This is a genomic window from Nocardia sputorum (assembly GCF_027924405.1).
GTDB lineage: Bacteria > Actinomycetota > Actinomycetes > Mycobacteriales > Mycobacteriaceae > Nocardia > Nocardia sputorum.
The window spans coordinates 5,879,554-5,895,575 of record NZ_AP026978.1 but is presented as its reverse complement, the minus strand read 5'-3'; the positions used below and the strand labels follow the sequence as shown (position 1 = coordinate 5,895,575).

General features: G+C 67.7%; 1 protein-coding gene (running past one end of the window). It reads right to left on the bottom strand.

The annotated features are described in order from the left end of the window. Nucleotides 1-130: 130 nt before the first annotated feature. Nucleotides 131-16,022 carry the 3' portion of a sigma-70 family RNA polymerase sigma factor gene (locus tag QMG86_RS26540; protein WP_281875377.1) on the bottom strand. 17,891 nt of this gene lie beyond the right edge of the window, so 15,892 of the gene's 33,783 nt are visible here — the last part of the coding sequence; its start codon lies off the right edge, out of view — the gene reads right to left on this strand; the stop codon is at nucleotides 131-133.

The window sequence follows — 16,022 nt, the reverse complement described above, 5'->3', positions numbered from 1 at the left end:
GCGGATCGCATACTGCACGTCATCGGTCTCGCCAGTTGCCGACATCTGCCTGATGTCCCAGGCGGGCCGAGGTCGATGACGACGGGGGCTGCGCGGCCGATGTGCTGGTCGCGGGGTGCGACGGCAGGGGCTATCGGCGGGGTGCGATTCGAACCTCGAACCATGTGACGCGCCGCGCCGTGGCGTCGACAGCGTATGTGCCGCTGTCGTCGACGTCGATCGATTCCGTCAGATCACGGTCCGGGACGGCATTGTCGGTGACTTCCACCCGCACCGGATCGGCCGGTCCGGAAACTGTTACGGCGATCTGTATCTCGGCGCGGCTGTGCTGCAGCGGCTCGGCAACTACCGTGCGGAGTGCGACTGCCACACGTGAAATGTCTACGGCGGTTCCCCATCCGAATTCGCTCAATCGGTCGACCAACCAATCCACCGTGGGCTCGGTGCTACGCATCCGAGCGGCGTCCGAGAATCGGGATTGGCCGATATGCATGTCGGCTTGCCAGCCTGTGCCGGTCGGCCGCCAGTACGCCTGCGGCGACGTCATCCGCGAGGCAGAGGTCGGGGGCGTCTCGGCATCCCCCTCGAAGCTTTCGACGACCAACACCGCGGCGCCGGAGCTGCGCTCGAGGAGTGCGGCGTCGATCGTGGCGCGGATCAGACGGAAGGCGTTGCCTGGCAGAGCCGGGTGGTTGTACATGACGTAGGCGTCGATGAACCCGTTGTCGTGGACGACGTATCTGATCCGGCATTCCGCCGTCACGTCTCCGACTCGCACCTGGAGGTAAGGCAGGTGCAGGGCTTCTTCCACCTCGTCGTGCCATGCGGGTGTTTCGACCGTATGCAGCGACAGCGAAGTTCGGGGACGGTGGTCGGTGCCCGCCTGCGCGACGAGTGTCGTCGATACGGTGGTGTCCGCACCGACCGCGAAGACGACGCCGGACATCTCGCCGTCAGGCCGTCCCGGCTCCAGATCGGCAAGCTCGTCGAATTCATCTACACCGTGGACGACGACCGCGCCAGCCGGCTCGGGTGGGGGTTCGTGTCGTGGCGGCTCGAGCGAGCGAGCGGCGCTGCCCTCGCGGGATGTGTCAGCCGGACGGGCGGTCTCGGCGTTGTCGGATGCGCCCGGTTCATCGGGATCGAGGTCGATGGCGACGGGGTCGATCCGGGCACCGGATGGTGCTTTGCTCGCGGCTGCTTCCGGTTGCTCGTCGGGGAAGCGGAGATCGATTCCGGCGGACCGTGCCGCCTGCGCGAGCTGTGCCCGGTTGCCTACCCGAAGCTTGCGGTAGATGTGCTGGGCGTCCGTGCGGACGGCTGCCGGAGTGATCTCCAGCGTCGCGGCGATCTCCCCGAAGTACATGTCCGCCAGTAGCATGCGGAGGATCTCGATCTCCCGATCCGATAGCGCCACCGGGCGGGGCTGCGTCTCGGTCGTTGCCGGTGTGTCGGTGGTTGGGCGGGGCTGCGTCTCGGTCGTTGCCGGTGTGTCGGTGGTTGGGCGGGGCTGCGTCTCGGTCGTTGCCGGTGTGTCGGTGGTTGGGCGGCGCAGTAGTTCGGCGACGGCGCGGATCGCGCGGGACTCCCGCATCTCGAACGCATGAGTGCTGACGCCGGCCTCCTCCGCCGCCTCCGCGCGCGGCAGGTTGCGCACGAACCGTAGTTTCAGCGTCTGTCGATGCGTGGCGTTGGTGAGTCGGTAAAGGGCGAGTATGAACGCTTCCTGTGCGGCCTGCTGAACCAGTTCCCGATCGGCTTCTGCCCCGGGACGCGCATGGGCGTCGCCGAGCAGCAGAGACGAAAGTCGTTGAATGCCACGGTAAAACGTATTGCGGTGGTCTTCTCCGTGGGCTTCGGCTAGTTCGGAGGCAGTGTGCCCGAGGACGAGCCGGTCCCTGACGACGGCATGTTGCTTCGGCCCGAGGGCGGTCAGACAGCGTTGGAATGCGTCGAGATCGTGTTCCTGAGCCTCCTCGACCACCGACAAGGCTTGATTGCCCGCATGCTCCTGCAGCAGACGAGCGAGACGAGCGAAGGTGGCGTGCTGGGCGGTGCGGACCGCTCCTGGAGTGCGATCCAGCCAATCCGCGGTCCGGTCGGGTGACATCTCGAGTTCGAAGCGAAGCTGGAGGATCTGTCGCTGCGACGGGGCGAGTTGTTCGATGCAGTCCTCCAGCGCCTGCCGGTCGGTCTGCAGCGCCTCCCGAACGATCGGTGGCAGGTGCCGGGCATTTGCGTTGCGGGCCAGCGCCACCACCAATTCCGCGGCCGTCGTTTCGGCGGGGATATCCGGTAGGACAGCCGCATTGCCCGTCGGCTCGGAACGAGGATCCGGTGTGCGGGAAAGGTTTCCAGGCTCGTCCCGGGACGCGGCGGTTGGCCCGGGGATGGATTTCGCACGCTGCGGACTCGGTGCATCCGGGAGTGACGCCTGCACGCCGCCCTCTTCGGCAACCGCCGTGGCCAGTTCGCAGACCGCATGCCACAGCGATAGGGGCTCGGCGGCGGGGTCGCCGGGCATCACGAACCGTGCATCGGGACCCGAACGCCTCGAAGCGAATCGGCGTAGCTCCTGCTGCTGGGCCGGGGTGAGCGCGCGCATGTGTTGCCGCACCTGCACGGTATCCGCCGCGGCCAACGCCGTGGCGAGCGGATCCGAAGCGCGCAATAGTGCACCGCGGACCACGAAATTGTGAACGCGCCGCCAAATTTCGGCGATCTCGCGGTGCTGGGCCATGATATTTCTGGCGTTGAGGACAACCCACTCCTCGACGTCGCGCTGCCCGATCCGGCCGAACTGTCCCACCGCATGCGCGCACGCCTCGTCGAAGACTTCCCGAGCTACTCGCGGCATTCGCAGGTTCGCCTGAATCCAGGGGAATACGTTGTGCGCGAAGCGCTCCCGGAGCAGGGCGACGGCCTGCTCGACATGACGCTGCGCGACAAGCTGTTCCAGCTGCTGTCGGAGCTGTTCCGGTGGGAGGTCGCCGGGCCGCCCCGGCGTCGCGCTGCCGTCCGCCCTCGGCTGTGGCTCGGAATCCTCAGGCGAACCCGGCTCGGACCGATGCGTGTCGGGTCCGGCATTGTCGATCGGTGGTTCGGGTTCGTGCTCGCTGTCGCCGAGGTCGATCGCGACGGGGTCGGCGCTGTTGCCCGAGGTCGTTCCTGTGTTCCTCGACGGATGTGCGGTGTTCGGAGAGCCCGGCCGGATCGCCACGGCGTCACGCACCTCGGCGGACAGGTCCCGACCGGTCTTTGACAGACCCACTGCAGCGCGCACCCTCGCTGTGGCCTCTTCGAAGGCCGTGATGGTCCGCGCGTCTTGCTCCCCGAACACGTACCCGCGCACCGCGGCTTCGGTGTAGCTGCGCAACACCGCATTCTCTGCCCGGTGCACGGCTTCCCGGACGACGCCCGACACACCCAGCGGCGCAGGGAATCTGGCGATGACGGCATTGATGACGTCATCTCGGCTGAGCCGGCCTCGGGCGAGTTCCGATAACAGCGGCAGCAGCCGATCATCAGGGATGCGGCGCCACGCGTCGGTGATGGCCCGTCGAGCGGCCTCGGCAGCGGACAGCATCGAACGGCTGTTGTCGAGCAAGCGTTGTACGGTCCACTCGGAGCCACTGCCGGAGTAGAACTTCCGCGCCACATCGTCGACCGCGGCACGGAGGCCTTGGAAGAATTCGCTGACAGCCAGGTCCACGGCCACGCGCGAGGGCCGGTCGGCGTCGAGATCCGCGAGTAGCGAACGGGCCGCCGCAAGCAGCGCTTGGACGTAGCGATCATTCGCCCCGGCCCACAACCCTGACACTCGGCTGCGTTTCATCGGGACGATCTCGGCGAGCCTTCGGACATCGCTCTCGGCGAGGTCCGAGCGAGAGGTCACATCCCGCAGCGTGGCGATTGTCTGATCGTGCCGGCGCGCGGCATCCGGGCGGGCTGCCAGCCGGTCGTCCACGAGGACGTTCAATTCCGCACGGATATGAAGCAGCACGGTCGGGTCGATCATTCCAGCGCTGTCGGCCAGTTGCCCGAGCGCACTCTCCAGGTCGCGCATCTGGCCGATGACCCGCGTAACTTCCTGCTCGGGCTCGGGGGGCGGTGAGTGGTACACCTCGCCGCTGTCGGCCGTTGTTCGGTGTGCAGCGACGGAGTCCACCAGCAGGTCGTAGAGCAACCCCACCGGTTCGTTGACACGGTCGCGGCCGTTGAGCACGACATCGACGAAGGCCTCGGCCAACGCCTCGGTCGGATTGAAATTGCCGTTCTTGTCGAAGCTGTAGACGGTCAGGTAACGGTGCAGCCAGGCCGTGAACGCCGTGTAAGTATTCTTGCCCAGGCGATTTGCCTTGTAATGATCGAACAGCGTTTCCTCGGCACGGTATCGTGCCTCCCGCCGTCCCGCGTAGTCGAGCATGTGGCCGTACTCATGCACGACGATCGCATACACAGGACGGTCGGCCATGCTGGGATGCGCCATCCCAGAGGCGATTCGGTCCTGAATCCACCGATGGAGCTTGTTCGGATTCGCGGCGAAGTCGGCGTTGAATGTCATCCATTCGGTTGTGACGGAACCGGTGATGGGATCGGTCTTCGACATAGTCGCTGCGCCCGTCTTCGACGAGAGCCAGCCGATGTCGATCCGGTCGATCTCGACCTGCGGGTGCTGGGAGGCCATGTCGACCAAAGCGCGGGCGATCTCACGGATAGTCTCCGGATCAAGGTCGGGCCGGTCGAATTCTTGGACCTCGACGTAGGGATTGCCCGTCAGTCGGCGCAGTTCGTCGCGCAGCCATTCACCGACCTCCGCCGGGCTCAACCGCGATACCGCGTCCCCGCCGACGTCCTCGGGTCGACCGAGGAACTCCACCGGGTGTTTGCGGGTCGGGTGCTGTGGTGTGGCGGACCACTCAGCGGGCTCCTTGCCCGCCGTCTCGTCCGGATCACCGAGATCGATGGCGACGGGGTCGATGCGGTTACCGGTCGACGTCGGCTGCGTATCGGAGGTAGTGGATCGCGCCGTCGGCGTCACGCTCGCTGGTTCGATCGGCTCGACACCCGTCTCGGTCACGACCACGATGCCGCGCCGCTGCTGCGTCCAGCCGAGTTCGGTGGCGGCGGACTGCACCCGGTTCGTCGTCTCGGGATTCGCTCCGCCGCGGTCGTTGAGCACGCGATCTGCCTGTGCCTTGCTTACCTGCGCCCGAGTGGCCACATCATCGAGCGTCACTCGCCGGAGCGGGCCTCGGCTCAGCACCCGCGACAGCAACTCTGGTGGGAGTTCCCCGGCCAACACGTGCGCTATCCGATACAGCGCGCCTTTGACGGTGCTCTGGCTGCGGCCCGTCGCTCGAGCGACTTCGGGTTGCGAGAGCCCCTGCACCAGATACAGATCGGCGTATTCCCACTCGGTGCGTGAAAGCTGCGAGTAGCACGGCCTCAGCACATCCGGGTAGTGCGCCGCGATCGCCTCGATCAGGAACATCGCCGAGCCGTCGGTCAGCAACACGCCGGCGGACAGCAACGTCGCCAGCCGTGGCGCGGCAGCCTGCCGCAGCGCGGCGACCCGCGCCGGGGACAAACCCAGTGCCTTCGACTTCTCCTCGATGGTCAGCTCGTCGGAGTACAACAGGGCGCCGCCTGTTTGCAGTCCCGGCGGAAGTTGACCGATGCATTCCGTCAGCACTTCCGGTGGTGCTGATCGGATGATCCGAAACGCCCTGCCGCGACGCGGGTAGTCGGCGGTGCCCTCGTGGACCGCCGGGACCGGTGACTTCTCGTCGGGATGGTCCACCACGACGCCGGGACGCCTACTCGCCCATCCGAGCCGAGCGGCCTCCGTCCGAATCTGCCGCTCTGTCTTCGGATCGGCGTGTCCGCCGGCGAGTACCCGGCGTGCCGTCCCCTCCGTCACTCCGGCCCGAACGGCGATGTCCATCAGCGTCACTCGACGAAGTGGGCCCGCCCGCAGATAACGCCGCACCAATGTGGGCGGAAGTTCTCCCGCCAGTATGTGGGCAATTCGTCGCAGCAGCTTGTTGACTGTCGTCTGCTGGATGCCCCGGGCACTCGCTATGTCATGGGTCGAAAGCCCCTGTACCAGATACTGATCGGCATACTGCTGCTGGAGACGGGTGAGCCGTGGGAAACACGCAGCCAATATCACCGGCTCCTGCGCTTGGACCGCCTCGACCAGCAGTAGTTCCCAATTCTCCGACGACAGCATCGCGGCCAGCAGGACGGCGATGTCATGTTGGCGTTGTTGCACCGAGCTTGCCGGGCGATTCAATCGTTCCGCCGTGACGGAGACGGGCAGTCCCTCCAGGAGCAGCAGGGTTGCGACGTTCTGGTCTCCCTCGGAAAGGAACGGGATCAGGCGCCGCAACTCGTTCTTCGACGTCGCGCGGACGAGCTGTAGCTCACTACCTCGCTGGTGGTACGGCACTCGATCGTGATCGGTGCGTACCGAGGGAACCGGCGAATTCGACGTCTGTTCGTCGCCATCGGCGACAATCCCGATCCGTCCACGTCGCACACCGAGGCGGCGCGCGGCCGCCCGGATTCGCTCGATCGTCTCCGGTCCGGCCTCCGGATGCCCAGCGAGAACTCGTTTCACAGTTATCGTGCTGACTCCCGTTTCCCGGGCGACATCGGCCTGGGTGGCCCGCCGGAGCGGTCCGCCACTCAGATACCGCTCCACGAACTCCGGCGAGAGCGTAGAGGTTATGCGCCGTGCGATGCGGTGCAGCATGCGGCGAACTCGCTTCGGCCGCCAGCCAAGCGCCGTCGCGATTTCGGGCACTGTCCGACCGTGCCGGAAATATGGCTGGAAAACTGCCTGCTCGGCGTCGGTTACCAGCGCCGTCGCCGGTTCCAGCAGATCTCGGTCGTGCGCCCAGACCGCCTCGACCAGCAGCAACATCTCCTCATCGGTGAGTCCGCTGGGATGCGGTTCGGAGCGCCGCAGAGCGGGCGAGTCGACGTGGGACAACGCCATCGACACGGTGCGAACCGCATTGTGCAGCCGCTTGCGGATGAGGTCCTTCTCGCGCCCCGTGGCGGCCGCGATATCGGCCACTGTCTGCCCGATGAACCAGCGGACGAAGTATTCCCGCGGTCCGGGGCGAAGGCGTCGAACTACGCTGCCGAGCAGTTCGAGCCGCTCATGCTGGGCTGTTCGAATCACGGCCACATCCGGGGCCAGGCGTTCGTCATCCATCGCAAGCGTTTCGCCGCCCTCGGCGAGCACCGAGGTGAGGCCTTCGTTGTCGGCCGCGAGCGCGGCCAATGCCCTGACCAGCGGGCCGTGCTGCGGCATTTCCGCCGCGAACTTCCGGCCCAGTTCGGCACGTGCGCGAGCGATCAGCTCCTTCACTTCACCCCGTGCAGACCCCAAGTGGTCAGCTACTTCCTCCGGGGAATAGCCTTCGACCGCGGTGAGCCAGAGCACGGTGCGAAATTCCTCCGGCATGGATTCGAATGCCAGACCGATAGGGGTGTCCTCGGAGATCTCCGGTGCTCGGTCATCGCCCAGCTGGATTCGATCGAGTTTCGCCATATCGTCGGTGGGGACCTGACGGCCGGCGCGAGCGCTGGCGGTGTACGCCCGGTGACGAACGGCCGTACGCAGGTAGGCGCCGAAACTGACCTGTGGACCCTCACCTCGGCGGATCCTCACGAGCAGGTCGGCGAAGCAGTCGGCCACGACGTCCTCGGCGTCGGACCGGTCGCCGAGAACCTCCATGGCGGTAGCGATACCCCATCCGTAGTACCGCTCGTACAGCTGGTGGTAAGCGCCGAGGTCGCCCGCGCGAACCGCGGTGATCACCTCTTGATCCCAGGCACGTTCCCGGCGCCACCGCTCGGGGATGTTCGCGTCGTCCCGGGCTTCGTGCGTGTTCGGCTGCGCGGGTGCGGGATGCTCGGACTCGGTGTCATCGCCGAGGTCGATCGCTACGGGGTCGATGCCACCGGGGCGGCGCGCTGGGTCCGTCTGCGGTGTCTGATCGGTGGTCTCGGTCGGCGCGGCCGGATTGCGGGGGTCGGTGTTTCCGGCGTGGCGGGCTCGGATCGCTGCTTCCAGCTCGTTGCGCCCCTCGATGCCGAATCCGGCGTAGAGCGACGTGGCTTGCCGCTGCACCGCCCACGGCGTTATTTCGAGTTCCGCCGCGATTTCTTTATAGGTCTTGCCTTGCACGAGTCGCCTGAGCACCTCTTTGCGAGTGCTGGCTGCGTTCCGCGCGGCCTCGGGACGGGACGCTGTGGCCTTCCAAGGTGTCCACCCGACTCGATGCAGCAGTGGACCGGGCCGTGAAACGCTCGCATCGAGCGCTGCGGTTCCCGGCGGTGTCTTGCTCTGTCCGGGTCGAGCCCATGGGGTGGCGCCGGGCGTCGCGGTGCCTTGCGCTGACTGCTCCGCGGGTCCAGCGGCGCGCGACGGTTGGGGTGTGACCGGCGCAGCTTCGTCGAGGTCGCCGAGATCAATGGCGACGGTGTCCGGTCTGCGGGGCGCGCTCGGCGCGGTGCCTTCGCTCGCGGCTTCGTCGAAGGCTCCCAGCCGCAGGGCTTTCATCAGCATCGGAGTTCGCTTCGTCTCGCCGAGTACGGCACCGATCCGGGCTCGGCGGCGCTTGACGGTGAGCGTGGCCACCCCCAGCACCTCGGCGATGGCCTGATCCGTGAGGCCGTCGGCCATCAACTGGAGAAGTTGGCGTTGCTCGCCGGACAGGCGGACGGTACCGGCCGGTGGTCGATTCCCGTCGTGGACGAACCCCTGCCGCTTGGCCGCCAGGACCGTCCGGATCGCGCCGGTGGTACCGAACTTCTTGGCCGCGTTCCTCTGGTAGTTCGTGACCGCCTTCGTGTCGACATCCAGCCGTCGCCCGATCTCCGCGGGGGTCAAACCCTGGTAGATCAGGTTGAGCACCTCGAGTTCCCTGCTGGTGAGCCAGGGCGAGGACGTCGTCGCGGTGGGGATGCTGGGCCGGGCGATCCGAGGTGTGCTGCTTGCGGCCCGAACCGGTAACTGGGCAGGGAAGTTCGCCGCGGCCGCCACCGCTGTGGCCATTTGGCGGGCTGCGACCCAGAGCGCATCACGATCGGATTCGGTGCCGTCGGGCGCGGTGGGTGGCGTGCCCATACCCGTGGGCGGCCAGAAGGCGCGGACCAAGCGGTCACGCCGGTGCCTCGGCAACCCCTCCAGGATACGCCGCACATCCGTGGTTCGGGCTTCGGCCAGCACCCGGACCAGGGGATCGGTCTGCTCGAGTTGTGCGCATTCGGAGACGAACTCCCGGATGCTGCGCCAAGGCCCCGCGATACGGCGATGATGCCAAATAGTCTGTCGCGCAATGTCATTCAACCAGAACTGAATATTCCGGCGATCCGCCCGACTGAGGCGGGCGATTGCCGTAGCGCACACCTCGTCAGCGATGTCGTGCGCTGTCCGCTGGCCGAACTCCGCTGTGAGACGTGGTATCTCGGCCTCGAACCGTTCGCGGAGCAGGGCGGTCGCGAGTTCCGGTCGCCCGCTCGCGACATGCTGCTCGAGAACCTGCCGCAGCCCCGGTGCGCTGTCCCACGGGGTGCCGACTCTGCCGGCGGTGTTCGCCTCGTCGGCCGTGCCGTGCTGTGGGTCCGGCCGTGTCCCGGTGTGTTCCGGCGAGTTCCGCGGCGGTGTGGTTTCGGGTTGTCGCGACCCGACCGGTGTGGGATCGGCTTCGTCCGGACCGAGGTCGATCGCGACGGGGTCAGCGCCTCGATCGGCCGGGGTCGCGGGGCCGTCGTGGTCCGTCGCGGTACTCGCGGGGGTGTCGACCTTCGCGGCCGACAGGAATCCCGCCGCGGCGGTCACGTCGTCGGCTGTGCCCGCTTCGATGCCTGCCCGCACCAGTGCGCGCGTGACGGCGCCGAGATCGCCCGGCGCCTCGGCGAGCGACTGCCGGACGATGGCCGCGACTGGTTCGGGGTCGTCGGGGCTGATCGGTTCCCACACACCGTCCGTCACCGCCAGGACGACACCGTCGCCGCGTATGTCTCGGGCCTTCTCGCGCGGTTTCAGCCCGTCCAGGGACCGGCCCAGGTTGTGGGTGAGACCCGGCCCGCCGATCGGCGAGTGTTCGGCTTCCTCACGAGTGGTGTCGTCGAAGACGTCCAGCACATCCTGGACCTTCGAGTCGTCCCTGGTCAGCTGGATCGCCGGGCCGCCGTCCAGCGGAATCCAATACGCGCGGCTGTCGCCCACCCAGTCGACGGTGAGCCGTCCCGACTCCAGCAACGCGACCACGATCGTGGTGGCGGGCGGCTTGTCTGCGGGAGACTCCGGGGGCAAGGCGAGTACCGCCTCCTGGGCGGCGGCCACGGCGCCCTCGACTATGGCCACCGGATCGATCCGGCCGTCGCGGTCGGCCTCCCGCAGTGCCGCCACCACGAAATCGTGGGCGGCTGCCTTGGCGGCCGCGGAGGCGCGGTGACCGCCCTTCGGCCGGGAGAGACCGTCGTTCACGATCAGTGCGGTGGCCTCTTCGCCACCGACATTCACTCGGATCAGGGCGAAGGCGTCCTCGTTGTGCGCGTGCCGGCCCCGATCGCTCGCTGCCGCAACCGCACCCAGATCCTCCACCGTCAGGTTCTGTTCGACATAGCGCCGCGGTGCGGTTTCATCGGAGCCGCGGCGTTCCTCGACATGGTGTCCCCGTGGGTGTTCCGATCCGGGCTGCGCTGCGCGGTCCCCGGGGGTTCGATCGCGCGACACCGACTCGTCGGGACCGGGCTCGGTGAGATCGTGCTGCCGGGGCTGGGTCTGTGCGATGAAGTCGGGTTGTCCGTCCGCGCCGGGCCAGACGACGGGTGCGCCGGGTTGCGCCGCCGGAGGAGTGGCCGTCGCCAGATGCTGCGGTTCGCCCAGCATCTCCGCGATATTGCGGACCGCGCGGTCGGCCATGCCGTAGGTCTCGGCGGCTTGCGCGAGTCGTAGTTCTCGATCGGTCGCACCGGCCAAGGCGGCGGCCGCAGTGTCACGCAGCTCGGTCGCCGCCAACAGCTCTGAGATCGCGCGGAAGTGGTCGAGCAGGAACGAGAGGCGCTCCCGGCCTATCCGGGCCGTATCCCATTGCTCCGCGAAGGTCAGTAATTCCTCGAGCCACTGCGACATATCTCGCAGCGTGTTATAGCGCCGCGTGTCCTCGGCGAGCTGTTGGGCGTCCTTGGTGCTCACCTCATCGACCGCTGCCCCTGCGGCCACCATCTCCCCGAAGATCGTTTCGGAAACCTTGCGCAGCCGTTCGGTCTCTCCTGGCCGGAGGTGGTCCGCGGGCCGGGTCACGATCGGCGTGTCTGTTCGGGGGCGGGTCCGCGCCCAGACCTCCGCGACGGCGGCGAGAGCCGATCCGAGCCGGATCTCCGCGGCGTCCTGCCGAGCCCGCAGGACGGCCGACGTCCCTTCCCGCAGCCCCTGCTCGTAGGCGGCGTTTGCGTCGGCGGCTTCGTCCGCGCGGGCCAACCACGCCGACGTCTGGTGCGCGAACTGCTCCAGCAACCGCAGCCGTTCCACCGGGACCTGCGTATCCGGCCGGCGCCGCGCGGCCACCAATTCATCGATCAGACCGGGCGCTCGATTCAGTACCGGATCGTTCGAGAACTCTGGTGTGCCCGCGAGTCTCGCGGCAACCGCGGCACGCAGTGTCCCCAGCTGTTGGGTGTCATGGAGTTCCGCGTTGCCGGGCTGCCGGTCCGCGGGTGGGTTTTCGTCAGAGTCGAGGTCGATAGCGACGGGGTCGGGTCCGTGGGCGGTGGTCGGCCTGGCGCCTTCCGGCTGATCCGTCCCTCGAGCGGCATTGGCTTTGTGTTCCCGGTGTTGGCCGCGGACTTGTTCGGCGTCGTCGAGGAGACCGGACTTCTCGCGATACTCCTCGACCAGCGGGAGTGCGCGGGCCTGGCGAGGGTTCAGCTTGCCTTCTCGCTCGAGTTGCAGCAGCGCCCCCAGCAACCTGTCCACCGCTGCTGCGCTCGACAGATCCGCGCGCCCGTTGCTGAGCTCGAGGAGTTGCCGCCGCAGTGCGTCGACTTCCTGCCGCAACGTCTTCAGCTTTCCCGGATCCGCGACCAGCTCCCGGATTGTGGGCAGCGGCGCGGGGTCGGGTTCGTTCAGGTCGGTCGGCGCCTGGTGGGTAGAAGCCGTCGAATCGGGCGTTTCCGGTTCGTCGGGATCGAGGGCGAGTGCGACAGGGTCGATTCGGTTGCCGGGCGTGGGTGGGCGCCGGCCGTCGGTGTCCGTGGGCGCGGTGGAGCGGTTCCGCGTCCCACCGTTCGCGTCGGTGGGATCGGGGTCCGAACTGGTGGTCGAAAGGTCAAGGCCGAGTCCGGTCAGGTCGATGGCGCCTAGGTCGATGCCGATCGATTCGGGGGTGTCCGGATCGGATGCGGGTGTGTTCGGCGGTTGATCGGTGCTGGTGCCGGGCGCCGTAGGTGGCGGCATCGGCACTTCGAACCAGATGGTTTTGCCGCCGGCGCGTTCCAGGATCACACCCCAGGCCGAGGCCATCGCTTCGAGCATGCCCAGGAAGAAACCGTGGGTGTCGGCGACGATCCCGGTTTCGGCCCATTCGGCGGCTTGGTCATCGGTGAAAGCGGCGGCGCTGACGGTGCCCTGGGTGGTTGCCTCTTGTCGTGCGGGCAGGCCACGGCTGGTATCGGTGATCCCGACGCGAATCGTGTTTCCGTCGAGCCGGATGCGTACCCGGGCGTCGCCTTGGTCGGCGTAGCGGTAGACGTTTTGGACGAGGTCGGATACGAGGACGGTCAGGTCGTAAGGATCAGGGTGGCCGGCCTGTCGCAAGCGCTGTCGCACTGCTCGCCGCGCGAGGCCCGGGCCCTGTTGCAAGGAGTCCTGCGGTATGCGCAGGTCGAGGATGAGGTCGTGGGGTGGTTGGGAGGGGTCGCTGGTGTCGGCGGTTTCGAAAAACTTGAACCAGACTCGTTTTCCGCTGTTGCGGGGGAGCACCCATCCCCAGGTTTCGGTGTGTGCGTCGAGGAGGTCGACGGCGCGCCACCCGGAGCGGTCATCGCTCTCGCGCGCCGGCAAGGTGCGGCTGTCGTCGCCGACGTGGATCTCGATCCAGCGTCGACCTGGTTGTCCGTGGATGGCAGCGGAGATTTCGGGTGTCCCGCCGCCGTCGGCGCGGGCTTGCAACGCGAGTTCCCAGGCGATGGCGGCGGCCCGGTCGATGTGTTCGGCGATGGGCCAGTCGGCCAGCGCCCCGTGCAGCGGTTCGACAGCTGCGGCGATGTCCTGCAGATTCAGGCAACGGGTGGCTGTGTCGACCAGGTGACGGAGTTCGGCGGGAGCGTCCGGGCGGCGCGTGAGCGCGCGGAGGTGGTGCAGCGGGTCGCTGCTGATGCGGTCGGTCCATCCGGTACCCGGCTGTGGCAGGCCGAGGATGTGAGCGAGTTCGTGGTCGAGTCGTTCTGCCCGGCTCTGCCATTCGGCGCGCTGCTCGGGGCTCGTTGTGTCGAGGGCGAGCTCCTGAGCCTTGGCTTCATGGGCGAGGCGGTCGACCACCCAGCCGGGAAGACGGGTGAGGTCGGCTCGGGTTGCGGCGTCGCGGCGCTCGACATCGGTCATGGAGCGCAGCTCGACATCGATCTGGTCGAGCACCTGCTTGACCGCGCCAGGCAGGCTGTTCTCCAGGGCCGCAACGACATCTGCGGGGGTATGCGTGGCCGCCGCAGCGCTTTCGTCGGCCTCCGGCATCCGTGCGCCGGAGACGGATTCATCTGTACGGTCGGTCGAAGATGCCTGCGGGTTGTTCGGTGGCTCGCTCGGTGTGCCGGACGGGCGCGCAGCGCTTCTGTGCAGCCTGCTCGAGGCGGCAGATGGCGCGGCACCGTTGCGCGGATCGGGCTGAACCGCTCCGAAATCGGAGGCGTCGACGGGTGCCGGGTCCCTGTCAGGCGACAGCGCGTCTTGGTGGGCGTTGACATCTTCCAACGCCTCCACCAGCTCGGTGGTTGTCTCGCGCAGCTCCGGAGTGGGCGTCACGGCTGACCGCAGTTGCCCGGCTTTCTCCCGTAGACGGTCCAAGAGCAGTTCACGAAGTACCCGCAGCAGGTCGGGCGTCCGCGCGGCGTCTACCAGACTCTGTGCTTTCGCATCGGCGCGCAGCACGCCCTGGGCCGACTCTCGGCCATCCTGTGTCGGTGAATCCGCGTCGGCGGCGGCGAAGACGAGCCGCGTGAGCCGTGCCGATTCCTCGCTCAGCCGGTGGAACTCCCGCGTGAATCGCGCGGTGTTGCCCGTGGCGGAAACGTGCGCCGCGTGGATTCCCGATTTCGACTCGTCGGTGGCGGAGTCGATCAGAGCGGCCAGCCGGTCGCGTTCGTCGCGCCACCGGTCTCGTGCGGCTCGCGCACGTTCGCGCGCGGCCACGACGGCATCGCGCCGACCGAGCAACTGTGGCGATGGGATTCGATCGCCTGGCTCCACCGCGTCGGCCGTGGCCTGCACCAGGAGGTTTCGCAGCTCCTCGGTGAGCATCTCCATGCGTGCGAGCAGCTTTCGCTGCCTGGATTCGTCGGCGGGCGTCATCCGGTTCGGGTCGACCGGCGTGGGGAACACTCGCGCCCGGACCGCGGCCGTGCGCGCGAGCTTGTCCTGTACGGCGGCGATCCGCGCACCCCGAGCGGGCTGCACCCCCGGCGGCACCACGGCCGGTTCGGCGGTGCTCAGCTGCCACAGCCGATCCTGGCGCCGCGTGGTCGCCGCACGTACCGCTTCCGGGAGCTCCTCGACCAGGATCCTGCCGGTCGGGTCCACCCGCACCTGCCGGGTGATCATCGGGATTCCCTGCTGCCGCAGTTCGTCCCCCAATTCCTCGTTCAAGGAGACGGGTTGGTAGGGGGCTTCGAACACCTCCAGCCGGACTCCGTCGATGATCCGCCCACGCGGACCGAACTGTAGACCGCCCCGGGCGGCCGCGACCTCGCGGACCGCCAGCTGCTCCGCTTGTGCGCGTGCGAGGATCAAATCGGTGTCGAGACTCTCGCATCGTTGCTCGACCGCCTCGAGATGGTCGAGCAGCGTCTGCAGCCCGGCCGCCCTTTCGCTGTCGATTCCCGGACGGGACTGCGCATCTTGAATCCGGGTGAACAAGTCGGCCACGTCCAGATAGGCCTGGCCGGCTCCGGTTGCGGCCCAGGCGCCGAGGCCGAGGAGCTCGGCCAGGCCGTCGGTCTGTACCAGCAGCCGTCTGACGTCCTTCAGGAGGTCGGCCCGCTGCCCGGCCAGGAAGGAAATATGGTGAGTCCATTGCCCCAGCTCGCCGGTGGGCGGTTGCTCCCACTCCGCGAATCCCGGCAGCGGCTCGACAGCGGCCGTTTCATGGCTGCGAGGGGTGGCACCGTACCTTTCGGCGTGTTGACGTTCCACGAGCCGGGCCAGCTCATCGAACGCGCAGAGCTTCCGGCCGTCGCGTCCGGTAACCACCATAAGCGTGTCCGCGGCTTCGAGGGCCCTTTGCTCATCGGGACGCATATCGCGCCATTTCCGCGCCAACCGCGCCAACACGCCATCCGGTGACGTGCTCGGGTGGAAGCCGGATGCCGCGGGGACCGGCTCGCGGTCGTTCGCCCGGTCGGTGCGAATCCGCACCTCCCGCCAGACCTGTGCCAGCGGGATGCCCCGCAGGAGTGCCTGCAATACGTAGACCGGATGTGTGAAATCCTTCGGCGCGCTCTTGCCGAATGCGTTGTTGGCCTCGGCCAGGGCTTCCGTCGGGTTGAAAACCGCGTTCCCGCCCAGGCCGAGGTCTACCGTGCCCAGGTTCAGCTGGGTGGGTTGTTGTCCATAGTCCTCACCCGCCAAGATTCGGCTACGGGTATCGCTGTCGAGCTGGCCGAGCCAGGTGTCGTATACGGATTTCAGATCGACCCAACCCGTGCCGTCGGTGTCCGCATCCCATGGATGCTGATAGGTCCGTCGCCGCGCGCGGGCAGCCCCGCCATCGTCGCTCCGGGAG